This window comes from Streptomyces sp. NPDC055815 (assembly GCF_053616475.1).
This window is the reverse complement of sequence record NZ_JBSHDU010000036.1, coordinates 11,301-33,534: the sequence shown is the minus strand read 5'-3', so window position 1 is coordinate 33,534 and position 22,234 is coordinate 11,301. Positions and strand designations below refer to the sequence as shown.

Genomic DNA, 22,234 nt, shown 5'->3' with positions numbered 1-22,234 from the left:
GCCCCGTAACCCGCTCCGACTACGCATACGCTGGCCACACCATTACGGAGACCCCGGAGATTACGGTGCAATTCCACGACTCGATGATCAGCCTCGTCGGCAACACCCCGCTGGTGAAGCTCAACAACGTCACAGCGGGCATTCAGGCGACCGTTCTGGCCAAGGTCGAGTACTTCAACCCCGGCGGCTCGGTCAAGGACCGGATCGCCGTGCGCATGATCGAGGCGGCCGAGGAGAGCGGCGCGCTCAAGCCCGGCGGCACCATCGTCGAGCCCACGTCCGGCAACACCGGCGTCGGCCTGGCGATCGTGGCCCAGCAGAAGGGCTACAAGTGCATCTTCGTCTGCCCGGACAAGGTGTCGCTCGACAAGATCAACGTGCTGCGGGCCTACGGCGCGGAGGTCGTGGTCTGCCCCACGGCCGTCGACCCCGAGCACCCCGACTCGTACTACAACGTCTCGGACCGCCTCGTCCGTGAGACGCCGGGCGCCTGGAAGCCCGACCAGTACTCGAACCCGAACAACCCGCGTTCGCACTACGAGACGACCGGTCCCGAGCTCTGGGAGCAGACGGACGGGAAGATCACCCACTTCGTCGCGGGCGTCGGTACCGGCGGCACCATCTCCGGCACCGGCAACTACCTCAAGGAGGTCAGTGGCGGGAAGGTGAAGGTCATCGGCGCGGACCCGGAGGGCTCGGTCTACTCGGGCGGTTCCGGCCGTCCGTACCTGGTCGAGGGCGTCGGCGAGGACTTCTGGCCGACCGCGTACGACCGGAACGTCACGGACCGGATCGTCGCCGTGTCCGACAAGGACTCGTTCCAGATGACCCGCCGCCTCGCCAAGGAGGAGGGCCTGCTCGTCGGCGGTTCCTGCGGCATGGCGGTCGTCGCGGCCCTGGAGGTCGCCAGGGAGCTCGGCCCCGACGACGTCGTCGTCGTGCTGCTTCCGGACTCGGGCCGCGGCTACATGTCGAAGATCTTCAGCGACGAGTGGATGGCCGGCCACGGCTTCCTGGAGGACACCTCCACCGCCACCGTCGCCGACGTGCTGCGCCACAAGGAGGGCGGCCTGCCCTCGCTCGTCCACATGCACCCGGACGAGACCGTCGGCCAGGCCATCGAGGTGCTGCGCGAGTACGGCGTCTCCCAGATGCCCATCGTGAAGCCCGGCGCCGGCCACCCCGACGTCATGGCCGCCGAGGTCGTCGGCTCGGTCGTCGAGCGCGAGCTCCTGGACCACCTGTTCACCAAGAAGGCCTCCCTGGAGGACCCGCTGGAGCAGCACATGAGCGCGCCGCTGCCGCAGGTCGGCTCCGGCGAGCCGGTCGCCGCCCTGATGGCCGTCCTCGGCGAGTCCGCCGACGCGGCGATCGTGCTGGTCGAGGGCAAGCCGACCGGTGTCGTGAGCCGTCAGGACCTGCTGGCCTTCCTGGCCAACGGCGGATCGAAGTAGGCGGTACGCAGCAGTTCGTGCAACTGGTACGAGGGCGACACGTACCCGCAGCACCGGCTTAACACGCGTCCGGCACATTGGTGGTCGTCGGCGTCACGGACTTCCGGAGCGGCTCCCGGGCCTCCACAGACGCCGCGGACGCGGTGACCGGCCCTGACCCGGTCCCGTGTCCCTCGCGGGGACCGCCGTCGTCCCGCCCCCCGTCACCGGGGGTGCGGCGGTCCCCGCGCCAAGCGCCTCGCACGACGCCGACGGGCCCTCGCTCACGCGGGGGCCCGTTCGCCTGCGCTCCCGGGTCCTCCCCGGGTAGCCTCCCGAACCAGTGACATTCGAACGCAGAGGCGGAACCCCGTTCTGGGCCAAGGTCCTGGCCGCGGTTCTGCTCGTCCCCGCCGTGGCGGTCGCCGCCTTCTTCGTCCTCGCCCGGGTCCGTGAGTCCGGCCGGGAGGACGAGGCCTTCGAGGCCACCCGGGCGGACGCGGCGCGGTTCGCCGAGATCCTCGCCGCCGAGGGCGGCACGCCCTCCGCGCAGGACGTGCGGGACGCCCTCGACCGGTCCGCCGACGGCGGCCCGCGCCTCGGGGCGCTCGCGGAGGTGCGTCCCACGGAGCACGGCACCCGGGTCCTCGTGCGGTTCTCCCGCCCGTACGAGCGGACCGTGGTCGTCTTCGGCCCGGCCGAGGCCATGGCCACCCGCTGCTTCAGCATCGAGCTCACGGAGACGGACCGGCCCCGGGTCACGGCCCACGGCCCGGGGGAGTCCTGTACGGCGGTGGCCGACCGCCCCTCGCCCTGAGGCCGAGTTCCTGCATATCCTTATACAAGGTCTTCCATGCGTGAATAGATGAAGGGGGCGGCATGAGCGACAGCCCGGCCGGTCGGCTGCAGGCGCTCTTCGAGGGGCACCGGCTGACGCCGACGCAGCGGCGGATCGCGCACTGCATGGTCCGGCGCGCCGGCGACGTGCCGTTCCTGTCCAGCGTCGAGCTCGCCGAGCTCGCCGGCGTCAGCCAGCCCTCCGTCACCCGCTTCGCCGTCGCCCTCGGCTTCGACGGCTACCCGGCGCTCCGCAAGCACCTGCGGGACAGCATGCCCGCGGCCGCCGAGGAGACCTCCGGCCACAACGAGTACCAGCAGGCCGTGCTCGCCGAGATCGAGAACCTCCAGCACCTCGCCGGACTCCTCGCCGACCCCGCACCCGTCGAGAAGGCGGGCCGGCTGCTCGCCGCGTCCCGGCCGCTGGCCGTGCTCGGTCTGCGGGCCGCCTCCTCGCAGGCCCGGGGCTTCGCCTACTTCGCCGCCAAGGTGCACCCGGACGTCCGGCTCCTCGACGAGGGCGGCTCGATGCTCACGGACCGCATCGACGCGGCCGTACGGGCCGGGGCCACGGCCCTGCTCTGCTTCGCGCTGCCCCGGCACCCCAAGGAGGTCGTCGAGGCCCTGGAGTACGCGCGGGCGGCCGGGCTCACCGTCGTGACCGTCGCCGAGTCGGCCTTCGCGCCCGTCGCCGCCCACAGCGACCTGCTCATCCCGGCCGCCGTGGGCACCGGACTCGCCTTCGACACGGCCTGCGCGCCGATGCTCCTCGGCCGGGTCCTCCTGGAGGCCATGGCCGACGAACTCCCCGACGCGCAGGCGCGTCTGGAGGAGTTCGACACGAAGGCGGCGGCCCGGGGCCTGTTCGTCGAGTAGCGGCGGAGGGAGGTCAGACCTCCAGCTCGGCCTCGATCTTCTTCAGCTGGTGGCGGGCCATCGCCAGGTTCGCCCGGTTCTTGTCGAGCGCCAGGTAGAGGAAGAGGCCGTTGGTGCCGCGCCCCTTGAGGAGCCGGATCAGGTGGTACTGGTTGCCGAGGGTGATGAGGATGTCCTCGATATCGTCGTTGAGGCCCAGCATCTCCATCGCCCGGACCTTGGCCCGGACGACGTCGGTGTTGCCCGCCGCGGCCATGTTGAGGTCGAGCTCCTTGCTGCCGCCGATCGTGCCGAGCGCCATGCCGCTGGTGTAGTCGACGAGGGCCGCGCCGATCGTGCCTTCGATCTGGGCCGCTTCCTTGAGGGAGGTCTCGGTGTTCGCCATGGTGTCGTTCTTCTTCCTTCTCGGTGCTGATCAGACTGCTGATCGCACGGATTGCTGATCGGACGGATTCAGTTCAGGTCTCTGCGTTCCAGTGCGCCGTCGACGAGTTCCCCTATCCGGGCGCTCGCCCTGCGGGCCTCCAGATGGAGCCGGCCCACGTTGATCCGGGGTTCGGCGAGCAGTGTCAGGACGGCCGAGCCGCCCGCCGCGTACGTCGCCACATAGCCGTCCTCGCCGCGTACGAGCAGCTCACGGAAGCGGCCCTGCCCGGTGGTGTCGGTCAGCCGCTGGCCGACGCCGAGGGCCGCCGCGGTCAGCGCGGCCACGCTCTCCGCCTCGCCGTCGACGGTGTCGTGGGCGAGCACGAGTCCGTCGGCGCTGGCCGCCAGGGCCCCGGTGAGCTGGGGCAGCCGGGCCCGCAGCCGTCTGAGCTCGCCGAGGACCTCGGCTTCTGCCGTCATGAGCTGTCTCCTCTCGGCGCGCATGCGCAGGGCACGCCTCATCACAGGTGTGCCTCCAGGGCGTCACGGAGCCGGCGCAGCAGGGCGATGTCGGGATCGGCCACCGGCGGGCCCGGTAAAAGTGCCGGCGGGGGCGGTACGGGGTCGGGTTCCGGTGGTGTCTCGACGAGCCCGGCGGCGGCGAGGCGGCGCACGTCGAGCAGCGTGTGGAAGGCGGGCCGGCCGAGCTTCCGGGCGAGGTCGGCGGGGGTCTTCTCGCCGTCGGCGGCGGCGAGCAGCGCGCGCTGCCGGGCCCCCGTGGTCTGGCCGGGGGCGGCGGGGCGCGGCACGACCGGGGCGGTGTCGACGGAGGCGTACGGCCAGACGGCGTCGAGGAGTTCGCGGCGGCGGACGGTCTCGCGCTCGACGGCCTCGGCGGAGACCGGCCGCACCGTCCCGAACCAGTGCCCCACCCCGTACCGGAAGCGGGTCGGCCCGCTGGTGGGGGAGAGGGCGAAGAAGGCCGCGTCGAAGACGGCGCCGAGGTGGCAGATCTCCAGCTCGCCGTCGTGCAGCCGGCCGCTGTCGACGAGGAAGCGGCCGACGGCACGGTGGGCGCCGGCCCGGTCGACGGCCTCGTCCCAGCCCTCGCGGGGCAGCCGGCCGCCGGTGGTGAGGAGGACGTCGACGCCGGGGGCGGCGGGGGACTCGGCGTGCACGACCCGGCCGTCGACGAGGTAGAGCGTGCCGTGGTCGCGGAGCAGGGCGCCGGTGGCCTTCTCGGCGGCGAGCCGGACCAGCATCGGGGAGACGCTCATCCCAGGACCAGCCTGTCCGCCAGGTCGCGGAGCCGGAGCCGGGCGAGGGCGAGGTTGCCGGAGTCCCGGTCGAGCCAGAGGTGGAGGAAGACGCTGCTGTCGAAGGAGGTCTCGACGAAGCGGAGGACGTGGTAGCCGGCGCGGGTGGTGACGATCAGGTCCTCGACCGGCGGGCCTTCGGCCGCTCCGGCGGTGAACGAGTCGAACTCGGCTGCGGCGCGGGCGAGTTCGGCGGTCTCGGCGGCCGTCGTCTCATGGTCTCCGACCGGTGACTCGCCCGCCGTCCCGAGCGCGAGCCCGCTGGTCCAGTCGACCAGGGAGGCGCCCCGGGCCCCGGGCAGGGCCAGGCCTCCAGCAAGCACTCGTCGATTCCGGGCACGCGGATTCCCCTCCCGATGCGGCGTGCGAACGTGCGGCAGTGACGGTGACGCTACTGAACGTTCGTGCCCCGGGGAGGCGTTCTGGCATTTTCCATCGGAACATGCCACTGTCTGACGCGAATTGATCCAAACGATCAGCCGCGGGCCTCCACGGCGTGCGCGATGTCGGACAGGTCCTTCGCGAGGGCCTTCGCGACCGCCTTCGCCCCGAAGCGGGCGAGCAGCCGGGCGACGAGCCCGGGGGCGCGGCCGCCGGCGGGCCGCGCGGAGAAGGACATCCGCAGGGTGGTGGACCCGGCGCCGTCGGGCGTGAGGGTGAGCTCGGAGACGTAGTGCATGCCGTGCGAGTCGGCGACCGTGACGTACCGGTCGGGCGGCTCGCACTCGGTCACGGTCATCTCCTCCGTGGCCTCCTTGCCGAGCATCCGCCGGGTCTCGCGCCAGCGCGTGCCCACCCCGAAGCCGCCCTCGGTGAGCACCTGCACCCGTTCGACGCCGGAGAGGACCCGGGGCATGTCCCGCAGGTCGGTGATGGCCTCCCAGACCCGCCCGGGGGAGGCGGCGACCCGGCGCTCGACGACGACGGAGGTGGTGTCCGTACCCGTTCCAGTCATGGCTCCATGGAAGCCGGGCCGCCGGGCCCCCGCTACCGGACCAGCGCGTCCGCCCGCGCCCCGCCCGCCTCGGCGACGATCTCGTCGAGCGTCTGGGCCTCGCGGACGGTCGTGAAGGTCACCGCCCCCTCGTCGTCGACCGTGAAGCCGTGGATCCCCGGCCGGCGCAGGCTGTTGTAGGCGTAGTGGTGGGCGAAGTAGTACGCGCCGGTGTCCGGGACCGCCACGACGTCCCCCGGGTGCAGCAGCGGCAGCGCGCGGCCCGTGGCGAGCAGGTCCCCGGCGAAGCAGGCGGGGCCCGCCACGTCCTGGACGGTGACGTCATCGGTGCGGGGGCGGCCCTCGGAGTCGTACGCGAGGACGCGCAGCGGCCAGGACTCGGGGGCGTAGACCGTACGGGTGGCCAGCTGGACGCCCGCGTGGGTGACGGCGATCGGGCGGCCGCCGGAGGTCTTCGTGTACTCCACCCGGGCGAGGACCGTGCCGTGCTTGGCGAGCAGGGAGCGCCCGAACTCGGTGACGAGCCGGTAGCGGCCGTCGAAGAGCCCGGGGACGGTCTCGGCGAGCAGCCGGGCGTACTCCGCGTACGTCGGCGTCTCCTCGTCGGAGGTGAAGTTCACCGGGAGCCCGCCGCCGATGTCGAGGGTGTCGATCTGCTGCCGGCCGGCCGCCCGGTTGATCTCCTCGGCGAGGGCGTACGCCTCGCCGACGCCCTCGGCCATGAGGGCGAGCGGGATGCCCTGGGAGCCGGTGTGGGTGTGCAGCCGGGTCAGCCAGGGCCGCTCCAGGTACGCCTGGACGACGGCCTTGCGGGCGCCTTCGTCGCGGAGCGTCACGCCGAACTTGGAGGTGGCGGTCGCGGTCGAGAGCGCGCCGATGGAACCGGCTCCGACCTGCGGGTTCACCCGGAGCCCGAGCGGTGAGGCGGTGGGTGCGGAGGCGACGAGCGCGTCGAGGCGGGCCAGCTCCTGGAGGTTGTCGGCGTTGACGGCGATCCCGAGCGCGAGGGCCTGGCGGAGCTCGGCCGGGGTCTTGGCGGGGGAGTCGAGGACGGTGTGGCCGGGCGGGATCCCGGCGGCGCGGGCGAGGGCCAGCTCGCCGGGGCTGGCGACCTCGACGCCGAGCCCGGCTTCGTGGAGCAGGCGCAGGACGGGGACGAGCGGGGTGGCCTTCACGGCGAAGGCGTGCAGCACGTGTGCGTCGGTGACGGCGGCGAAGGCGCTGGTCAGGGCGGTGGCGGAGGCGCGGATGCCGGCGGTGTCGAGGAGGGCGACGACCGGCTCGGCGGGGGAGAGGAGTCCTTGGTCGACGGTGGCTCGGACGGCGAGATCACGACGGGAGGAGGCCATGCGGCCCAGTCTTGTCCACATCCCGTCCACGGCGTGGCCGGTACGCCCTGTTGACTAAGACTATTCAGCGAGCCAGTATGTGAATATCTGAACGACATTCGAGGAGGCACCCCCATGTCAGGACCCCGCCCCGTGCGAGCCGCCCGCGGTACGGAACTGAGCGCCCTGGGATGGCAGCAGGAAGCCGCCCTCCGGATGCTCCAGAACAACCTCGACCCCGAGGTCGCCGAGCACCCCGACAAGCTCGTCGTCTACGGCGGCACCGGCAAGGCCGCCCGCGACTGGCGCTCCTTCGACGCCATGGTCCGCACCCTGCGCACCCTCAAGCAGGACGAGACGATGCTCGTCCAGTCCGGCCGCCCCGTCGGCGTCATGCAGACCCACGAGTGGGCCCCCCGCGTCCTCCTCGCCAACTCCAACCTCGTCGGCGACTGGGCCAACTGGGAGGAGTTCCGCCGCCTGGAGCAGCTCGGCCTCACCATGTACGGCCAGATGACGGCCGGCTCCTGGATCTACATCGGCACCCAGGGCATCCTCCAGGGCACCTACGAGACCTTCGCCGCCGTCGCCGCCAAGAAGTTCGGCGGCACCCTCGCCGGCACGATCACCCTCACCGCCGGCCTCGGCGGCATGGGCGGCGCCCAGCCGCTGGCCGTGACGATGAACGACGGCGTCGCGATCTGCGTCGACGTCGACCCGCGCGCCATCGAGCGCCGCATCGAGCACCGCTACCTGGACGTCAAGGCCGACAACCTCGCCCACGCCCTCCAGCTCGCCGTCGAGGCCCGCGACGCCCGCCGCCCGCTCTCCATCGGCCTCCTCGGCAACGCCGCCGAGCTGCTCCCGCAGATGCTCGCCGAGGGCGCCCCGATCGACATCGTGACCGACCAGACCTCGGCCCACGACCCGCTGTCCTACCTGCCGATCGGCGTCGCCTTCGACGACATGGCCGACGCCGCCGCCAAGGACCCGGCCGGCTTCACCCAGCGCTCCCGCGAGTCGATGGCCAAGCACGTCGAGGCCATGGTCGGCTTCATGGACGCCGGCGCCGAGGTCTTCGACTACGGCAACTCGATCCGCGGCGAGGCCCAGCTCGCCGGCTACGACCGCGCCTTCGCCTTCCCCGGCTTCGTCCCCGCCTACATCCGCCCGCTGTTCTGCGAGGGCAAGGGCCCGTTCCGCTGGGCCGCCCTCTCCGGCGAGGCCTCCGACATCCACAAGACGGACAAGGCGATCCTCGACCTCTTCCCCGAGAACGAGTCCCTGCACCGCTGGATCAAGATGGCCGGCGAGCGCGTCCACTTCCAGGGCCTGCCCGCCCGCATCTGCTGGCTCGGCCAGGGCGAGCGCGACAAGGCCGGCGCCATGTTCAACGACATGGTCGCCGACGGCACCCTCGCCGCCCCCCTCGCGATCGGCCGCGACCACCTCGACTGCGGCTCCGTCGCCTCCCCGTACCGCGAGACCGAGGCCATGCTCGACGGCTCCGACGCCATCGCCGACTGGCCGCTGCTCAACGCCATGGTCAACGTCGCCTCCGGCGCCTCCTGGGTCTCCATCCACCACGGCGGCGGCGTCGGCATGGGCCGCTCCATCCACGCCGGCCAGGTCTCCGTCGCCGACGGCACCAAGCTCGCCGGCGAGAAGATCCGCCGCGTGCTCACCAACGACCCCGGCATGGGCGTCATCCGCCACGTCGACGCCGGCTACGACATCGCCGAGCGCGTCGCCGACGAGAAGGGCGTCCGCGTCCCGATGCGCGAGGGCTCCGACGACGAGGCCTCGGCGTGAGTGCCACCTTCCACGCCATGTGGCGGTCGCTGCGGCCCATCGGCCGCAGCGCCGCCTCCGGTGGTTACCGCCGCTACGCCTGGACCGAGGCCGACGCCGACTGCCGGCTCTGGTTCCGGATGCAGGCCGAGGCCCGCCGCCTGGACGTCGAGACCGACCGCAACGGCAACCAGTGGGCCTGGCTCGGCGACCCCACCGCGGGCGACGCCGTCGTCACCGGCTCCCACCTGGACTCCGTCCCCGACGGCGGCGCCTTCGACGGCCCGCTCGGCGTCGTGTCCGCCTTCGCCGCCCTCGACGAACTCCGCTCCCGCGGGGTCTCGTTCAAGCGGCCCCTCGCCATCGTCAACTTCGGCGACGAGGAAGGAGCCCGCTTCGGCCTCGCCTGCGTCGGCTCCCGCCTCACCGCCGGACGACTGACGAAGGAGCAGGCGTACGAGCTCCGCGACGCCGACGGGATCACCCTCCCGCAGGCCATGGAGGCCGCCGGGTACGACCCGTCCGCCATCGGCGCGGACCCCGAGCGACTCGCCCGCATCGGCGCCTTCGTCGAGCTCCACGTCGAGCAGGGCCGCGCCCTGGACCTCTCCGGCGACCCCGTCGGCATCGCGTCCTCCATCTGGCCGCACGGCCGCTGGCGGTACGACTTCGCCGGCGAGGCCAACCACGCGGGCACCACCCGCCTGGTCGACCGCCGCGACCCCATGCTCACGTACGCCGAGACCGTCCTCGCGGCCCGCCGCGAGGCCGAACTCGCGGGCGCCGTCGCCACCTTCGGCAAGATCGCGGTCGAGCCGAACGGCGTCAACGCCATCCCGTCGATGGTCCGCGGCTGGCTCGACGCCCGCGCCGCCGACCAGGGCTCCCTCGACAAGGTCGTCACGGGAGTCGAGGCCGCGGCCCGGGAGTACGCCGACCGCCACGGCATCGACCTCGCCGTCGTCCAGGAGTCCTCCACCCCGATCGTGGAGTTCTCGCACGCCCTGCGCGACGAGCTCTCCCGCATCCTGGGCACCTCGGGCAAGGTGCCGGTCCTCGGCACCGGCGCGGGACACGACGCGGGCATCCTGTCCGAATCGATCCCGACCGCCATGCTGTTCGTACGGAACCCCACGGGCGTCTCGCACTCCCCGGCCGAGAACGCGGCCGAGGACGACTGCGTGGCCGGGGTCCTCGCACTCGCCGACGTACTGGAGGAGCTGGCGTGCCGCTGACGACGTACTGGCTGGAACACGCCTGGCTCGACACGAACGTGGAGCCGGGCGTGGCCCTGGAGGTCTCCTCGGACGGCCGGATCAGCGCCGTACGCACGGGGGTGGACGTCCCGCCCCCGGGCGCCGTCGTCCTCCGCGGCCTCACGATCCCCGGCCTGGCCAACGCCCACTCGCACGCCTTCCACCGGGCCCTGCGCGGCACGGTCCAGGTCGGCTCCGGGACGTTCTGGACCTGGCGCGAGATCATGTACACCGTCGCCCAGCGCCTCACCCCCGACAGCTACTTCGCCCTCGCCCGCGCGGTCTACGCGGAGATGGCGCTCGCCGGCATCACCTCCGTCGGCGAGTTCCACTACCTGCACCACGCCCCCGGCGGCACCCCGTACGCCGACCCCAACGCCATGGGCGAGGCCCTGATCGCGGCCGCCGGGGAGGCGGGCATCCGCATCACCCTCCTCGACACCGCGTACCTCTCCTCCGGCTTCGGCGCCGCCCCCGAGCAGCACCAGCTCCGCTTCACCGACGGCACGGCGGAGAAGTGGGCCGAGCGGGTCTCGGCCCTCAAGGAACGCGACGGCGTCCGCATCGGGGCGGCCATCCACTCCGTACGGGCCGTCCCGGCCGACCAGCTGTCGACGGTGGCCCGCTGGGCCCAGGACCGCCGGGCCCCCCTCCACGTCCACCTCTCCGAGCAGACCGCCGAGAACGAGGCCTGCCTCGCCGCCCACGGCATGACGCCGACGCAGCTCCTGGCGGAGCACGGCGTCCTCGGCGCGCGGACGACGGGCGTCCACAACACCCACATGACGGTCGAGGACATCGCGCTCATCGGCGGGTCCTCGACCGGCACCTGCATGTGCCCGACGACCGAACGCGACCTCGCGGACGGCATCGGCCCCGCCGTCGCCCTCCAGCGGGCCGGCTCCCCGCTCTCCCTCGGCAGCGACAGCCACGCCGTCGTCGACCTCCTCGAAGAGGCGCGGGCGATGGAGCTGAACGAGCGCCTGCGCACCCGCACCCGCGGCCACTGGACGGCCGCCGCGCTCCTCCGCGCGGCGACGGCCGACGGCCACGCGGCCCTCGGCTGGGCCGACGCGGGCACCCTGGAGACCGGCGCGCTCGCCGACTTCACGACGATCACCCTGGACTCGGTCCGCACGGCGGGCCCGGTCCCGCGCCTGGCGGCCGAGACGGCGGTCTTCGCGGCCACGGCGGCGGACGTGCACCACGTGGTGGTGGGCGGCCGGACGATCGTCGAGAACGGCACGCACGCCGCCGTACCGAACGCGGGCGAGGCCCTGGCCTCGGCGATCGCCACGCTCAGGAACTAGGCGCGCCGGCCGGTGGTGGGCATGCGTTCCGCGGGGCGGAACGGGTGGGCACCACCGGCCCACCGGCCCGCACCCGAACGCCCGCCCCCACCGGAGAACAACATGACGACGCTCATCACGAACATCGGCAGCCTGGTCACGAACGACCCCACCCTCGGCGAAGGCCCCCTGGGCCTGATCAAGGACGCCGCCCTCGTCCTGGAAGGCGAAAAGGTCTCCTGGGTGGGCCCGGCGACGGCGGCCCCGGCCGCCGACCAGGCCGTCGACGCGGCCGGCCGCGCCGTCATCCCCGGCTTCGTCGACTCCCACTCGCACCTCGTCTTCGCGGGCGACCGCACCGCGGAGTTCAACGCCCGGATGTCCGGCCAGCCGTACAAGGCGGGCGGCATCCGCACGACGGTCGCCGCGACCCGGGCCGCGACCGACGCCGAACTCTCCGCGAACGTGGCCAAGTACATGTGGGAGGCCCTCCGCCAGGGCACCACCACCTTCGAGACCAAGTCGGGCTACGGCCTCACCGTCGAGGACGAGGCCCGCGCCCTGCGCATCGCCGCGGAGCACACGGACGAGGTCACCTACCTCGGCGCGCACATCGTGTCGCCCGACTACGCCGACGACCCGGCCGGGTACGTGAAGCTGGTGACCGGCGAGATGCTGGACGCCTGTGCCCCGTACGCCCGTTGGGTCGACGTGTTCTGCGAGAAGGGCGCCTTCGACGGCGACCAGGCCCGCGCGATCCTCAAGGCCGGCATGGCGAAGGGCCTGCAGGCCCGCGTCCACGCCAACCAGCTCACGTACGGCCCCGGCGTGCAGCTCGCGGTCGAGCTGGACGCGGCGAGCGCCGACCACTGCACCCATCTGACCAACGCCGACATCGACGCGCTCGCCCAGGGCAACACGGTCGCGACGCTGCTTCCGGGAGCCGAGTTCTCCACCCGGGCCGAATGGCCGGACGCCCGCCGCCTGATCGACGTGGGCGTCACCGTGGCCCTGTCCACGGACTGCAACCCGGGCTCGTCCTTCACGTCCTCGATGCCGTTCTGCATCGCCCTCGCCGTCCGCGACATGCTGATGACCCCCGACGAGGCCCTCTGGTCCGCCACGGCCGGAGGCGCCGCGGCCCTCCGCCGCACGGACGTCGGCCACCTGAACGTCGGCGCCCGCGCGGACCTGACGATCCTCGACGCCCCCTCCCACGTCCACCTGGCGTACCGGCCGGGCGTGCCGCTGATCGCGGAGGTCTGGCGGAAGGGCGTGCGGGCGGTCTGAACCGCCCCCGCGGGAGGGGCGACGGCCTACCCTCTGGTGCCATGACGGCACCGATGTCACCGCCCGCCGACGCACTGTCCCGAGCGCTGGACGCTCCCGCCGACCCGCCCCTCGGCCCGCTCCCGCGGCCCGTCGCGGACCTGCTCCGCACCCTGGACGCGCCTCCCCGCCTGGCCGCCCACCTGCGTGCGGTCCACGACGTCGCCCGGGAGCTGGTCACCTGGGCTGAGGACCGCTACCCGGGCCTCGAACTCGACCGGGAGGCCGTCCTGTTCGGGGCGGCGACCCACGACATCGGCAAGGTCGTGCACCCCGGCGAACTCTCGGGCCCCGGCTCCCGCCACGAAGAGGCGGGAAGGGAACTCCTCGCGTCCCACGGCTTCCCGCCGGAACGGGCCCGCTTCGCGGCCACCCACGCGATGTGGACGGACCCCGGGGCGCGCCTGGAGGACCTCCTGGTCAGCACGGCCGACAAGATCTGGAAGAACAAACGGGTCCCCGAGCTCGAAGACCTCGTCGCGACCCGGCTGGCCGAGGCGAGCGGGCGGCCCCGCTGGGAGGAGTTCCTGGCCCTCGACGACCTGCTCGAACGGCTCGGCGACGGCGCGGACGCCCGCCTGGCCTTCCAGGCGTCGTTCCCCGTCGCCCGCTGACGACGCGGCTGCCGGGCACACTGACCACGTGCCGTCAGCGGAACGCGTGCACGACCTCGATCTCGCCGACGATGTGCGTGTTGAACTCGTCCAGCTCCTCGGCGGGAACCCACAACTCCAGGATCGTCCGCCCGCCCGCCTGCTGGACCGGGTACCTGCGGAGGAACCCCGTGTCGACCTCGAAGCGCGTGACGAAGCCGGCGCCGTCGTGCGTGACGTTCCAGTCGCGCGCGATCCGCACCGCGTAGTCCTCGTTCAGCACCGGATAGAAGATCGGCTGCTCCGGCAGCCGCGGCGGCCAGGCCCGCCATCCCGACTCCCTTACGAGCTCCAGCTCGACGGGGCCGGTGGGGCGCCACAGGGTCGTCGTCGGTCGGGTGCGGCCGGTCATGGTGGTTCGCTCTCTGCGTGAGGTCGGGGGCCCGACGGTAGCGACGGGCCTGTGCGGGCCGCCAATCGATTACGAGACCGGCCGGATCCCGTGCGAGTCTGCGCCGCATGGGGAATTCACGGGCCCACGCCGTCTTCACGACCACCGACGCCGACGAGGCCTACGCGCGCGCGTGGCGGCTCGTCGGGATGCTGGAGCGTGTCGACGGGGAGGTGTACGTCGACGTCGAGGTCCGTACCGTCGAGGAGGTGCGGCGGATCGCGCGCCTGCTTCCGGGCGCGGCCGTCGACCGGGTGGAGGCCGAGCGGGACCCCGTGACCGGGAAGTACCTCTGGTGCGAGCTCGACCTCGACACCGCGGGTGACGACGAGATCCGCGCCGAGCTGCCGCTCTGCCTCTCCGCCGAGGTGCCCTTCGCGGCCGTCGGGGCCGACATCGTCCGGGCCGTCGGGGACGGCACCACCGACATCTCGTGGCGAGGGCGCTGGCCGGACGACCCCGACGCGGAGCGCCCCGGCTCCGACCAGTACGACGGCGTCCAGCTCGTCCTGCACGGCGACACGGCCCAGATCGACGACTGGACCCCGCACCACACCGTCTTCGTGCACGTCGAAAAGTGGGGCGACCTCCCCCGCGCCCGGAAGCTCGCCGCCCTCATCGGCGGCGAGGTCCTCGGGGACGTACAGATCGGGTGGTAGCGCGAAAGGGCCCGTCCACGGTCGGTCGACCGTGAGCGGGCCCGTGACGCGGTCATGGTGACGGTCACTCCTCCAGCGTCAGCCCCCGCCGCAGCCGGCCCAGGGTGCGGGCGAGGAGGCGGGAGACGTGCATCTGTGAGATGCCGAGTTCCGCGCCGATCTCCGACTGGGTGAGGCCGGAGACGAAGCGCAGGGAGAGGATCTGCCGTTCGCGGGCGGGCAGCGAGGCGATCATCGGCTTGAGGGAGGCGATGTACTCGATCCCGGTGAGCCCGTTGTCCTCGTAGCCGAGCCGGTCGACGAGCGCGGCCTCGCCGCCCGCGCCGTCCTCCTCGTCGGGCTGCGCGTCGAGCGAGGCCGCGGTGTAGGCGTTGCTCGCGGCCATGCCCTCGACGACCTCCTCCGGCGCGATGCCGAGCTCCTCGGCGAGTTCGACGACGGTCGGGGCCCGGTCGAGGCGCTGCGCGAGCGCGTCACCGGCCCTGGCGAGGTCGAGCCGGAGCTCCTGGAGCCTGCGGGGCACGTGCACGGACCACGAGGTGTCGCGGAAGAAGCGCTTGATCTCGCCGATGATCGTCGGCATCGCGAACGTCGGGAACTCGACGCCGCGGGTCAGTTCGAAGCGGTCGATCGCCTTGATGAGGCCGATCGTGCCGACCTGGACGATGTCCTCCATCGGTTCGCTGCGGGTACCGAACCGTGCGGCGGCGAACCTGACCAGGGCCAGGTTCAGTTCGACCAGGGTGTTGCGGACGTACGCGTAGTCGTGGGTGCCCTCCTCCAGCTCGGAGAGCCGGGCGAAGAGCTGCTTCGACAGGGCACGGGCGTCGACCGGTCCGATCCGGTCGAGCGGCGTGTCGAGCAGCCGATCGGGCAGATCGACCACGGAAGGGAGGGGGACTGCTGCCGACGGCGCGTCGGGGGTACGCGGGGCGTCGAGCCGGGGTGACATGGGTCTCCTTCGGGTGCTTCTCGCTGCGGTTTGCGGCGCCTCCAAAGCCGGTTGGGTCGGACGTTCCCTTCTAGCCCTACCCGGTCGACCCTGATGGTTGCAAGTGGCAATAATCCGGTTCGTACCGATATGAGAAGTGCCTCGTGTGCATCGGAGGGCACGCCGCTTGTAGGGTTCGGGGCACGTCAGTCGGCATCCGCGACAGCGAGAAGAGGCACGGCCATGGACCGCGAACACATCGGCAGCGCGCCGCCCGCGCGGCTGCGGGTCGAGGTCCGCGACGTCGCCGGGAGCGCGCTCCTCACGCCCGTCGGTGAGCTCGATCACCACACCGCCGAACTGCTCCGCGCCCCACTGGACACCGCCCTCGACGCGGGCCGCGCACGGCTCGTCGTCGACTGCACGGGCCTGGAGTTCTGCGATTCGACCGGGCTCAACGTGCTCCTCGGCGCCCGGCTGAGGGCGGACGCCGCCGGCGGCGGCGTCCATCTGGTGGCGATGCGGCCCGCGGTGGCCCGGGTGTTCCACATCACGGGAGCGGACGCCGTCTTCACCGTGCACGAGACGCTCGCCACAGCGCTCCCCGGCTGAGACCGACGTCATACACCGCTCAACGGCTCCGCCCGTACGTCCTGTCCCTCTGTCCCGTCGATCGGTGAGGTGAAGCGTTGATGGACCAAGCTTCCGACGTCCGGACGCTCGCCCTCGGCGAGACCAGCGGCACGGTGCCGCTCGCACGCGACTTCACGCGCTCGGCGCTCCACGAGTGGGGCTGGCTCCCGGCCGCCACCGCCGACCGCAGGGCCGCCGCCGAGGACGTCCTGCTCGTCGTCTCCGAGCTCGTCACCAACGCCTGCCTGCACGCCGAGGGCCCCGAGCGGCTGCGCGTCCTGCGCATGCCCCGCACCCTGCGCCTCGAAGTCACCGACCGCGGCGCCGGCCAGCCCGCCCCCCGCACCCCGCACCGCTCCGGACGGCCGGGCGGCCACGGCATGTTCATCGTGCAGCGCCTCTGCCTCGACTGGGGCATCGACCGCACCCCGGGGGCCCCCGGCAAGACGGTCTGGGCCGAACTGGCCGCGCCCGCCTAGGACTTTCGTCCCAGAGAAGTGAACGCCCGTGCGAACTCGTCCCACGCAAGGTGGACAGGTGCGCGATCGTGATGCGGGTGTGCGACTGCGCGCCTACGGTGACGTGGCATGACGGCATCCACGACCAGGGGCTCCTTCCGGGGCCGACAGGCTGGCGAGGTGGCGGCCGGAGATGGCGGGTGTGCCCGGTGGGCGTTCCGGCTGCGGGTGTCGGCCAATGCTCACGCCGCGTTGTCGGCCGAGTGGGAGCGCTGCCGTTGGGTGTGGAACGAGTGCGTCGCGAAGTCGAGGCAGGTCCACGCCTGGAACCTGGCGCGCCCCGAGGGGGCCGCCATGCGGACATGTGGTCCGGCTGAGCTGGACCGCATGCTGACCGAGGCGCGGAAGAGCAGCGGCTGGCTGGGGGAGGGGAGTTGTGTTCCGCAGCAGCAGATCATTCGGGACTTCGGCAGGTCCAGGGCCAAGGCGCAGAAGGACATCCGGGAGCGGGTGTCGCAGCAGTGCCGGGCGGGGATGCCGAAGTTCAAGAAGAAACGCGAGGCGTTGCCGTCCCTGAACTACACCCGGCGCGGCTTCCGTCTGAAGGGCGGCCGTCTGCATCTCGCCGGGGGCGTCGTCCTGACCGTCGTGTGGTCCAGGGACCTGCCTGCCGCACCCTCCTCGGTGCGGGTCCATCAGGACAGCCTCGGGCACTGGTACGCCAGCTTCGTCGTCCCGGCCGTCGTCGAGCCGCTCCCCGGCACGGGGGCGGTGATCGGCATCGACTGGGGTGTGAGGGAGACGGCGACCACCACCTCCGACGCCCATGACCTGCCCCATGCCGAGCACGGCAGGAAAGTCGGAGAGAAGCTGGCCCGCTATGACCGGATGATGTCCCGCCGCAGGCCGAAGAAGGGCCAGGCCGGATCGAAGGGCTATCGCGAAGCCAAGCGGCTGCGCGCGAAGGCGCACAAGAAGGCCGCCCGACAGCGCCAGGACACCGTACGTAAATGGGCCAAGGCGGTGGTCCGTGACCACGACGAGATCGCGGTGGAGGACTTCAGGCCGAAGTTCCTCGCGAAGACGACCATGGCCAGGAAGGCCGCTGACGCCGCCATCGGCGCCACCAAGCAGGCCCTGATCGATATGGGCCGCAAGCACGGCAGGGCCGTGCACCTGGTCCACCCCGCGTACACCACGATGGACTGCGCGCAGTGCGGAGCGAGAGCCAAGCACGGACTGCCGCTGGGTGAGCGCACCTATACCTGCACCGCCTGCGGAGTCGAATCCCCCAGGGACAAGAACTCCGCATGTGTGATGCTCGTCCGGGCAGGTCTGAACCCGGCTGGTGTCGATCGCAGAAGACCGGACCAGGTGCCGCCTGGCCAGGCAGCGTGAGCCAGAAATCCCCATCCTCCTTGACGGTGAGAGTCCTCCTTTCAAGGAGGGGAGCATTCAAAAGTTCACCCGTTCCCTTCCTTCCTCAACGCCCCGGGCGTACCTTGACGGCCAATCTGAAAGACCGTCAGTTACGTTGCGGTGAGGGGTGCTCGGGGTGTCCAAGGTGCCGAACCGGAGGAGAACGACCGCCGCGCTCACGGCCGCGGTCGCGGTGGCGGGCGCGACCGTGCTGGCCGGTGCGCCGGCCGCCCACGCGGCCGTCGTCGACGTCGACTACGCCTGCGAGACGAAGATCGGGCCGAAGAGCGCCGTCTCGCCCGTCGACATCAAGGCCGTCAAGAACGGCAGCGCGTACACGATCACGATGTCCTTCGAGAAGGGGGTCTCCGACAGCCCGGTCGAGCTCCCCAAGGGCGTCATGACCCCGCGCGCCGAGCTCGTCCTCGGCGGAGACGCGAGCGGCACGGTCAAGGTGACCGGTACGCCGAACACGGCCGCCATCCCACCGGACACCCCGATCAAGATCGGCACGCTGACCGGCACGTTCACCCCGAAGAAGAACGGCAAGGTCACCTTCACGGCGGGCGTCCTCACCGTGCACGCCCTCGGGATGGACGCGGCCGTCTGCACCCCGAAGAACAACCCGAAGCCCTCGCTCGAACTCCAGGTCACCGGGGTCGCGGGGGGCGGCTCGGAAGACGACACGCCGCCGCCCGCGACCGAGGGCGACCAGCTGCCCAAGACCGGCCCGCTCGACTCCGCCATGGCGCTCGGCACCCTCGGCGGCACCGTCCTGCTGACCGGCGCCGCCGGAGTCCTCTGGCTCACGCGGCGCACGGCACGCTGATGCGTACGGCGGCGCGTTCCGGGCTCGTCGCCGCCGCGACCGCCCTCCTCGGCGCGGTCGCGGCGGCGCCCCCCGGCGCCCAGGAGTGGACGGCGGCGCCCGCCGCCGGACGGCCGTACGCCTACCTGGAGGGTCCGGCCGGCAGCGTCCTCCAGGACACCCTGTCGGTCACCAACCCCGGCACCGCACCCCTCACCGTGCGCCTCACCGGCCAGGGCGCCCCGGTGTCCTTCGCCGCGCCGTCGGTGACCGTGCCCGCCAGGACCCGGGCCGACGTGCCCTTCGCCGTGACCGTCACCGGGGACACCCCGCCCGGCGAACACCGGGGCACCGTACGGGCCGTGGCCGCCGGCCGGGAGGTCAGCGTCGACCTGCGGCTCCGGGTCAGCGGACCGCGCCTCGCCGCGCTCACCGTCGAGGACGTCCACGTGGAGGAGGACGCCGTCCGCTACACCCTGGTCAACCGCGGCACCACCGTCCTCGCCCCGCGCCTCGCGGTCCGCGCCGAGGGTCTCCTCGGCACCGTCCTCGACCGGCCGGACCGCCAACTGCCGCTCACCCTGCGCCCCGGCGAGCGGGCCACCAGGACCGAACCCTGGCCCGACCCGCCCGCCCTCGACGCCGTCACCGTCCGGCTGACGGCCACCGCACCGGGCGCCGCCCCCGCCACCGCCCGCGCCGAGGCCTCCTTCGCCTCGGGCCCCGCGCTGACCGGAGCGGCCGGACTGCTCCTCGCGGCGGCGGCCGGAGCCGGGTACGCGGCACGGCGGCGCACCACGTCCCGTACCCCGTCGGCCCCGGAGGCAGCATGAGGACGACCGGAGGCAGCATGACGATCCGTACGGCCGCCGCGCTCCTCGCCGCCCTCGCCCTCGTCCTGCTGCCCACCGCCCCCGCGGCGACGGCGGCCCCGGGGCCCGTCGTGGAACTCTCCGCGGCCGAGGGCGGCAAGGGCGGCGAGATCACCGTCAGCGGCAGCGGCTGGAAACCGGGCGCGCTGCTCATGCTCCTGATCTGCGGTCAGGGCGCCCCCGGCAAGGGCGTCATCGGCGGCACCAACTCCTGCGCCAACACCGAGGGCCGGGCGGCCACCGTCGACGCCAGGGGCGGGTTCAGCGCCAAGCTTCCCGTCTCCGAACCGCCCAAGCCCTGCCCCTGCGTGGTGCACGTCGCCGGGGTCACCGGCCAGCAGGACGCCGTCGACAAGGAGTTCACGGTCGCCGGGCATCCCACCGCCCCGCTCCCCGAGGCCTCCGGCGACGGCCGCCTCGCCGTCCTCGCCGCCGTCCGCCTCGACGGCTCCAGCGGCCTCCTCGTCTGGTTCGGGGCGCCCCCGCGCCGCGAGGTCGTCTTCACCGTCGGCAACCTCGGCGCGGCCCCCGTCAAGGACCCGGTCTTCCAGGTCGGCACCAGCCACGGCGTCTTCGCGCCGCAGTACGAGGAACGCCAGTGGCGCGGCACGATCGAACCCGGCAAGAAGGCCCTGATCCGGCTCCCCGCCGAGCTCTCGGCCGGCGCCCACGGCGACTACCAGGTCTCCGTGACGTACGCCGGCAAGGTCCTCGTCGAGCAGCCCTGGGGCGTCGGCAGGCCCTGGGGCGTGACGCTCTTCTGGGTGCTCCTCGCCGTCGTGGTGCCGGCCGCGCTGTTCCGGATCGGCATGGCCGTGGTCGACCGCGCGCGGCCCGCTTCCGGGGCCGGCCGGGCCGCCGCCCCCAGGACCCGGACGAGGGCGCGCCCGCGGCGGCGCGCCCCGGCCCGTACACCCGCTTCCGCCCCCGCACCGGGGGACGGGGAGACGACCGCGGCCCTGCCGTGGTTCAGCCCTGACTCCGCACCGTCAGCGCCAGAGAGCAGCAGCCCGACGACGAAGGGACAGGTGTGAGTACCCAACGGAGGATGAGCGCGGCCGGAGTCGCGCTGATGCTCGGCGGCGCGGGGATCCTGTATGCCGCCGGCCCCGCCCAGGCCGCCGAGGTGAGTTACGCGACGGAGTGCATCCCGCCGTCGATCTCGGGCCTTCCGCCCGTGCAGGGCACCACGAAGGTGCTGATCACCGCACCCGCGGAGGCCAAGGTCGGCGACGAGGTCGAGATCGTCTGGAAGACGGTCCAGGCCGCCTCGAAGAACCCCGACGTGCTCGACCTCGACAAGGACACGGTGAAGCCCACCGGCGTCCTCACCCTGGGCGGCGCGGGGAGCGGGACCGTCGCCATGGAGGGGCCGCGGCAGAACCCGCCGATCCCCAAGAACAGCCCGATGGTCCTCCCCGACATGAAGGGGAAGCTGAAGCTGGACAAGGCGGGCGAGATCACGCTGACGCCCGGCAAGTACACGATCAACGTCTCCAAGCCGCTGTCGACGGACACCAAGTGCTCCCCGAAGGAGACGGTGCCGGTCGGCGCGACGATCAAGGTGACGGACGGTTCGTCGACGTCCGGGGGCGGTACGACGACGTCGGGCGGTTCGACCACGTCCGGTGGTTCGACGGCGTCGGGCGGTTCGACGGCGTCGGGCGGCGGGTCCTCGGCCTCGGGCGGTACGACGACGTCCGGCGGTACGACCACCACGTCCGGCGGTACGACGTCGTCCGGCGGTACGAGTTCCACGGCGGGCGGCACCACCACCTCCGGCGGCACGACCGCTTCCGGCGGCACCGGGGGCGACTCCGGTGGCAGCTCCGGCGGTTCCGGCGGCTCCGGTGGGCAGACCGACTTCTCCGGCAAGCAGGTCGCCGTCCAGTTCTCCTGCCAGCCCCCCGGCCCCGCCTCGATCGCCTCCAAGGTGACGATCGACGCCAAGAAGAACGGCAACGGCTACGACCTCACGGTCAAGACCGCCAAGGGCGTCATGAACAGCCCGGCGGCCCTGCCCGCCGGTGCCCTCAAGCCGTCCATGGCCGTCAAGCTCGGCGGCGCCGACAGCGGAACGGTGAAGGTCACCGGACCCGCCAACGCGGCTCCCCTCGAAGCGGGCAAGCCGGTCGACCTGCCCGACATGAAGGGCACCTACACCCCGGGGGCCACGGGCAAGTCCACCCTCAGCCCGGGCGCGCTCACCATCAGCGTCTCGCTGGGCGGCTCGCCGATCGTGATCCCCTGCCAGGTCAAGGGCGCCGTGCAGGCCTCCCTCGAACTGGACACCAGCAAGCAGGCCGGCGGTGCCTCCGGCGGCTCCGACGGCGGGACGGCCGCGGGCACCAGCTCGGCCTCCGGCGGTTCCGACGGCGGGAACCTCGCCCAGACCGGCGCCGAGAACGACGGCGCCCTGCGCGCCCTCGCCCTCGTCGCGGGCACGATCATCCTGGTCGGCGGCGCGGTCTTCACCTTCACCCCCTGGGCGCGGCTCAGGCGGTGACGCACGACGGAGGGCCCGTCGCACCCTGGGGGGGGGCGGGGCCCCCGGGCGGGGGGGGGCCGCACCTTCCCCGGGCCCCCCCACGGCACCACTGTCCGCCGCAGCCGGTCTGTCACTCGCCCGTGGAA

23 protein-coding genes and 1 pseudogene are annotated in these 22,234 nt (G+C 72.8%); 16 read left to right on the top strand and 8 right to left on the bottom strand.

Features of this window, described 5'->3' with window-relative positions; translation table 11 throughout:
- Positions 1–65 precede the first annotated feature (65 nt).
- The 3 genes from ACWGN5_RS22810 to ACWGN5_RS22800 all read left to right on the top strand — a co-directional run bounded on the left by ACWGN5_RS22810 (position 66) and on the right by ACWGN5_RS22800 (position 3,146).
- Positions 66–1,454, top strand: coding sequence for a cystathionine beta-synthase (locus ACWGN5_RS22810; RefSeq protein ID WP_453518062.1), 1,389 nt, complete (start codon positions 66–68; stop codon positions 1,452–1,454).
- 322 nt (positions 1,455–1,776) lie between these two features.
- A complete protein-coding gene (locus ACWGN5_RS22805; protein WP_453518060.1) occupies positions 1,777–2,250 on the top strand; it encodes a hypothetical protein in 474 nt (157 codons plus the stop codon).
- A 62-nt stretch (positions 2,251–2,312) separates the two neighbouring features.
- Positions 2,313–3,146, top strand: a complete 834-nt coding sequence (locus ACWGN5_RS22800; RefSeq protein ID WP_453518058.1) for a MurR/RpiR family transcriptional regulator — start codon at positions 2,313–2,315, stop codon at positions 3,144–3,146.
- A gap of 13 nt (positions 3,147–3,159) precedes the next feature.
- On the opposite strand, the gene ACWGN5_RS22795 is transcribed toward ACWGN5_RS22800, so the two are convergent.
- The 6 genes and pseudogenes from ACWGN5_RS22795 to ACWGN5_RS22770 all read right to left on the bottom strand — a co-directional run bounded on the left by ACWGN5_RS22795 (position 3,160) and on the right by ACWGN5_RS22770 (position 7,132).
- The gene (locus tag ACWGN5_RS22795; protein WP_453518056.1) at positions 3,160–3,531 is read right to left on the bottom strand and encodes a hypothetical protein; all 372 of its coding nucleotides are present in this window, start codon (positions 3,529–3,531) and stop codon (positions 3,160–3,162) included.
- A 68-nt stretch (positions 3,532–3,599) separates the two neighbouring features.
- Complete coding sequence (locus tag ACWGN5_RS22790; protein WP_351191428.1) at positions 3,600–4,034, bottom strand: roadblock/LC7 domain-containing protein; 435 nt, start codon at positions 4,032–4,034, stop codon at positions 3,600–3,602.
- Positions 4,034–4,789 (bottom strand): transcriptional regulator, encoded by a 756-nt coding sequence (locus ACWGN5_RS22785; protein WP_453518053.1) that lies wholly within the window; start codon positions 4,787–4,789, stop codon positions 4,034–4,036. Before ACWGN5_RS22785 ends, ACWGN5_RS22790 begins: the two co-directional genes overlap by 1 nt.
- A pseudogene (locus ACWGN5_RS22780) lies at positions 4,786–5,168 on the bottom strand (hypothetical protein). Before ACWGN5_RS22780 ends, ACWGN5_RS22785 begins: the two are co-directional and overlap by 4 nt.
- A 135-nt stretch (positions 5,169–5,303) precedes the next feature.
- Complete coding sequence (locus ACWGN5_RS22775) at positions 5,304–5,783, bottom strand: SRPBCC family protein (RefSeq protein WP_453518051.1); 480 nt, start codon at positions 5,781–5,783, stop codon at positions 5,304–5,306.
- 32 nt (positions 5,784–5,815) lie between these two features.
- Positions 5,816–7,132, bottom strand: a complete 1,317-nt coding sequence (locus tag ACWGN5_RS22770; protein WP_453518049.1) for a diaminopimelate decarboxylase — start codon at positions 7,130–7,132, stop codon at positions 5,816–5,818.
- A gap of 114 nt (positions 7,133–7,246) precedes the next feature.
- Between ACWGN5_RS22770 and hutU the strand changes: the two genes are divergently transcribed.
- The 5 genes from hutU (at position 7,247) to ACWGN5_RS22745 (ending at position 13,390) form a co-directional block, all read left to right on the top strand.
- On the top strand, positions 7,247–8,923 hold the full coding sequence (gene hutU, locus ACWGN5_RS22765; protein WP_453518047.1) for a urocanate hydratase: 1,677 nt from the start codon (positions 7,247–7,249) through the stop codon (positions 8,921–8,923).
- A gap of 17 nt (positions 8,924–8,940) precedes the next feature.
- Complete coding sequence (locus ACWGN5_RS22760; protein ID WP_453518176.1) at positions 8,941–10,137, top strand: allantoate amidohydrolase; 1,197 nt, start codon at positions 8,941–8,943, stop codon at positions 10,135–10,137.
- Positions 10,128–11,468, top strand: coding sequence for a formimidoylglutamate deiminase (locus tag ACWGN5_RS22755; protein WP_453518044.1), 1,341 nt, complete (start codon positions 10,128–10,130; stop codon positions 11,466–11,468). The genes ACWGN5_RS22760 and ACWGN5_RS22755 overlap by 10 nt, the downstream gene beginning before the upstream one ends.
- A gap of 102 nt (positions 11,469–11,570) precedes the next feature.
- Positions 11,571–12,737 (top strand): imidazolonepropionase, encoded by a 1,167-nt coding sequence (gene hutI / locus ACWGN5_RS22750; RefSeq protein ID WP_453518042.1) that lies wholly within the window; start codon positions 11,571–11,573, stop codon positions 12,735–12,737.
- 41 nt (positions 12,738–12,778) lie between these two features.
- Complete coding sequence (locus ACWGN5_RS22745; RefSeq protein ID WP_453518040.1) at positions 12,779–13,390, top strand: HD domain-containing protein; 612 nt, start codon at positions 12,779–12,781, stop codon at positions 13,388–13,390.
- A gap of 34 nt (positions 13,391–13,424) precedes the next feature.
- On the opposite strand, the gene ACWGN5_RS22740 is transcribed toward ACWGN5_RS22745, so the two are convergent.
- Positions 13,425–13,781, bottom strand: coding sequence for a hypothetical protein (locus ACWGN5_RS22740; protein WP_453518038.1), 357 nt, complete (start codon positions 13,779–13,781; stop codon positions 13,425–13,427).
- Between the two features lie 107 nt (positions 13,782–13,888).
- Here ACWGN5_RS22740 and ACWGN5_RS22735 point away from each other — a divergent pair, with 107 nt between their 5' ends.
- The gene (locus ACWGN5_RS22735; protein WP_453518037.1) at positions 13,889–14,479 is read left to right on the top strand and encodes a hypothetical protein; all 591 of its coding nucleotides are present in this window, start codon (positions 13,889–13,891) and stop codon (positions 14,477–14,479) included.
- A gap of 64 nt (positions 14,480–14,543) precedes the next feature.
- Here the strand turns inward: ACWGN5_RS22735 and ACWGN5_RS22730 are convergent, their stop codons facing one another.
- Positions 14,544–15,431: an RNA polymerase sigma factor SigF gene (locus ACWGN5_RS22730; RefSeq protein ID WP_453518035.1), complete on the bottom strand. Its 888-nt coding sequence runs from the start codon at positions 15,429–15,431 to the stop codon at positions 14,544–14,546.
- 222 nt (positions 15,432–15,653) lie between these two features.
- Between ACWGN5_RS22730 and ACWGN5_RS22725 the strand changes: the two genes are divergently transcribed.
- The 7 genes from ACWGN5_RS22725 to ACWGN5_RS22695 all read left to right on the top strand — a co-directional run bounded on the left by ACWGN5_RS22725 (position 15,654) and on the right by ACWGN5_RS22695 (position 22,106).
- Complete coding sequence (locus tag ACWGN5_RS22725; protein ID WP_453518032.1) at positions 15,654–16,022, top strand: STAS domain-containing protein; 369 nt, start codon at positions 15,654–15,656, stop codon at positions 16,020–16,022.
- An 80-nt stretch (positions 16,023–16,102) separates the two neighbouring features.
- The gene (locus tag ACWGN5_RS22720; protein ID WP_041129544.1) at positions 16,103–16,522 is read left to right on the top strand and encodes an ATP-binding protein; all 420 of its coding nucleotides are present in this window, start codon (positions 16,103–16,105) and stop codon (positions 16,520–16,522) included.
- A 108-nt stretch (positions 16,523–16,630) separates the two neighbouring features.
- Positions 16,631–17,899, top strand: coding sequence for an RNA-guided endonuclease InsQ/TnpB family protein (locus tag ACWGN5_RS22715; protein ID WP_453518029.1), 1,269 nt, complete (start codon positions 16,631–16,633; stop codon positions 17,897–17,899).
- Positions 17,900–18,065: 166 nt separating this feature from the next.
- Entirely contained in the window at positions 18,066–18,749 is a 684-nt protein-coding gene (locus tag ACWGN5_RS22710; protein ID WP_453518173.1) for a peptidase, read from the top strand.
- Positions 18,749–19,561, top strand: coding sequence for a COG1470 family protein (locus ACWGN5_RS22705; RefSeq protein ID WP_453518026.1), 813 nt, complete (start codon positions 18,749–18,751; stop codon positions 19,559–19,561). Before ACWGN5_RS22710 ends, ACWGN5_RS22705 begins: the two co-directional genes overlap by 1 nt.
- Positions 19,558–20,634, top strand: coding sequence for a hypothetical protein (locus tag ACWGN5_RS22700; RefSeq protein ID WP_453518024.1), 1,077 nt, complete (start codon positions 19,558–19,560; stop codon positions 20,632–20,634). Before ACWGN5_RS22705 ends, ACWGN5_RS22700 begins: the two co-directional genes overlap by 4 nt.
- A 14-nt stretch (positions 20,635–20,648) precedes the next feature.
- A complete protein-coding gene (locus ACWGN5_RS22695; RefSeq protein WP_453518022.1) occupies positions 20,649–22,106 on the top strand; it encodes a hypothetical protein in 1,458 nt (485 codons plus the stop codon).
- The last annotated feature ends 128 nt before the right edge of the window (positions 22,107–22,234 follow it).

What these genes read in the sequence shown, in the direction of transcription:
- ACWGN5_RS22800 (WP_453518058.1), top strand. Translation starts at nt 2,313, where the DNA reads ATGAGCGACAGCCCGGCCGGTCGGCTGCAGGCGCTCTTCGAGGGGCAC.
- ACWGN5_RS22795 (WP_453518056.1), bottom strand. Translation starts at nt 3,531, where the DNA reads ATGGCGAACACCGAGACCTCCCTCAAGGAAGCGGCCCAGATCGAAGGC.
- ACWGN5_RS22790 (WP_351191428.1), bottom strand. Translation starts at nt 4,034, where the DNA reads ATGAGGCGTGCCCTGCGCATGCGCGCCGAGAGGAGACAGCTCATGACG.
- ACWGN5_RS22785 (WP_453518053.1), bottom strand. Translation starts at nt 4,789, where the DNA reads ATGAGCGTCTCCCCGATGCTGGTCCGGCTCGCCGCCGAGAAGGCCACC.
- ACWGN5_RS22775 (WP_453518051.1), bottom strand. Translation starts at nt 5,783, where the DNA reads ATGACTGGAACGGGTACGGACACCACCTCCGTCGTCGTCGAGCGCCGG.
- ACWGN5_RS22770 (WP_453518049.1), bottom strand. Translation starts at nt 7,132, where the DNA reads ATGGCCTCCTCCCGTCGTGATCTCGCCGTCCGAGCCACCGTCGACCAA.
- hutU (WP_453518047.1), top strand. Translation starts at nt 7,247, where the DNA reads ATGTCAGGACCCCGCCCCGTGCGAGCCGCCCGCGGTACGGAACTGAGC.
- ACWGN5_RS22760 (WP_453518176.1), top strand. Translation starts at nt 8,941, where the DNA reads ATGTGGCGGTCGCTGCGGCCCATCGGCCGCAGCGCCGCCTCCGGTGGT.
- hutI (WP_453518042.1), top strand. Translation starts at nt 11,571, where the DNA reads ATGACGACGCTCATCACGAACATCGGCAGCCTGGTCACGAACGACCCC.
- ACWGN5_RS22745 (WP_453518040.1), top strand. Translation starts at nt 12,779, where the DNA reads ATGACGGCACCGATGTCACCGCCCGCCGACGCACTGTCCCGAGCGCTG.
- ACWGN5_RS22740 (WP_453518038.1), bottom strand. Translation starts at nt 13,781, where the DNA reads ATGACCGGCCGCACCCGACCGACGACGACCCTGTGGCGCCCCACCGGC.
- ACWGN5_RS22735 (WP_453518037.1), top strand. Translation starts at nt 13,889, where the DNA reads ATGGGGAATTCACGGGCCCACGCCGTCTTCACGACCACCGACGCCGAC.
- ACWGN5_RS22730 (WP_453518035.1), bottom strand. Translation starts at nt 15,431, where the DNA reads ATGTCACCCCGGCTCGACGCCCCGCGTACCCCCGACGCGCCGTCGGCA.
- ACWGN5_RS22725 (WP_453518032.1), top strand. Translation starts at nt 15,654, where the DNA reads ATGGACCGCGAACACATCGGCAGCGCGCCGCCCGCGCGGCTGCGGGTC.
- ACWGN5_RS22720 (WP_041129544.1), top strand. Translation starts at nt 16,103, where the DNA reads ATGGACCAAGCTTCCGACGTCCGGACGCTCGCCCTCGGCGAGACCAGC.
- ACWGN5_RS22715 (WP_453518029.1), top strand. Translation starts at nt 16,631, where the DNA reads ATGACGGCATCCACGACCAGGGGCTCCTTCCGGGGCCGACAGGCTGGC.
- ACWGN5_RS22705 (WP_453518026.1), top strand. Translation starts at nt 18,749, where the DNA reads ATGCGTACGGCGGCGCGTTCCGGGCTCGTCGCCGCCGCGACCGCCCTC.
- ACWGN5_RS22700 (WP_453518024.1), top strand. Translation starts at nt 19,558, where the DNA reads ATGAGGACGACCGGAGGCAGCATGACGATCCGTACGGCCGCCGCGCTC.
- ACWGN5_RS22695 (WP_453518022.1), top strand. Translation starts at nt 20,649, where the DNA reads ATGAGCGCGGCCGGAGTCGCGCTGATGCTCGGCGGCGCGGGGATCCTG.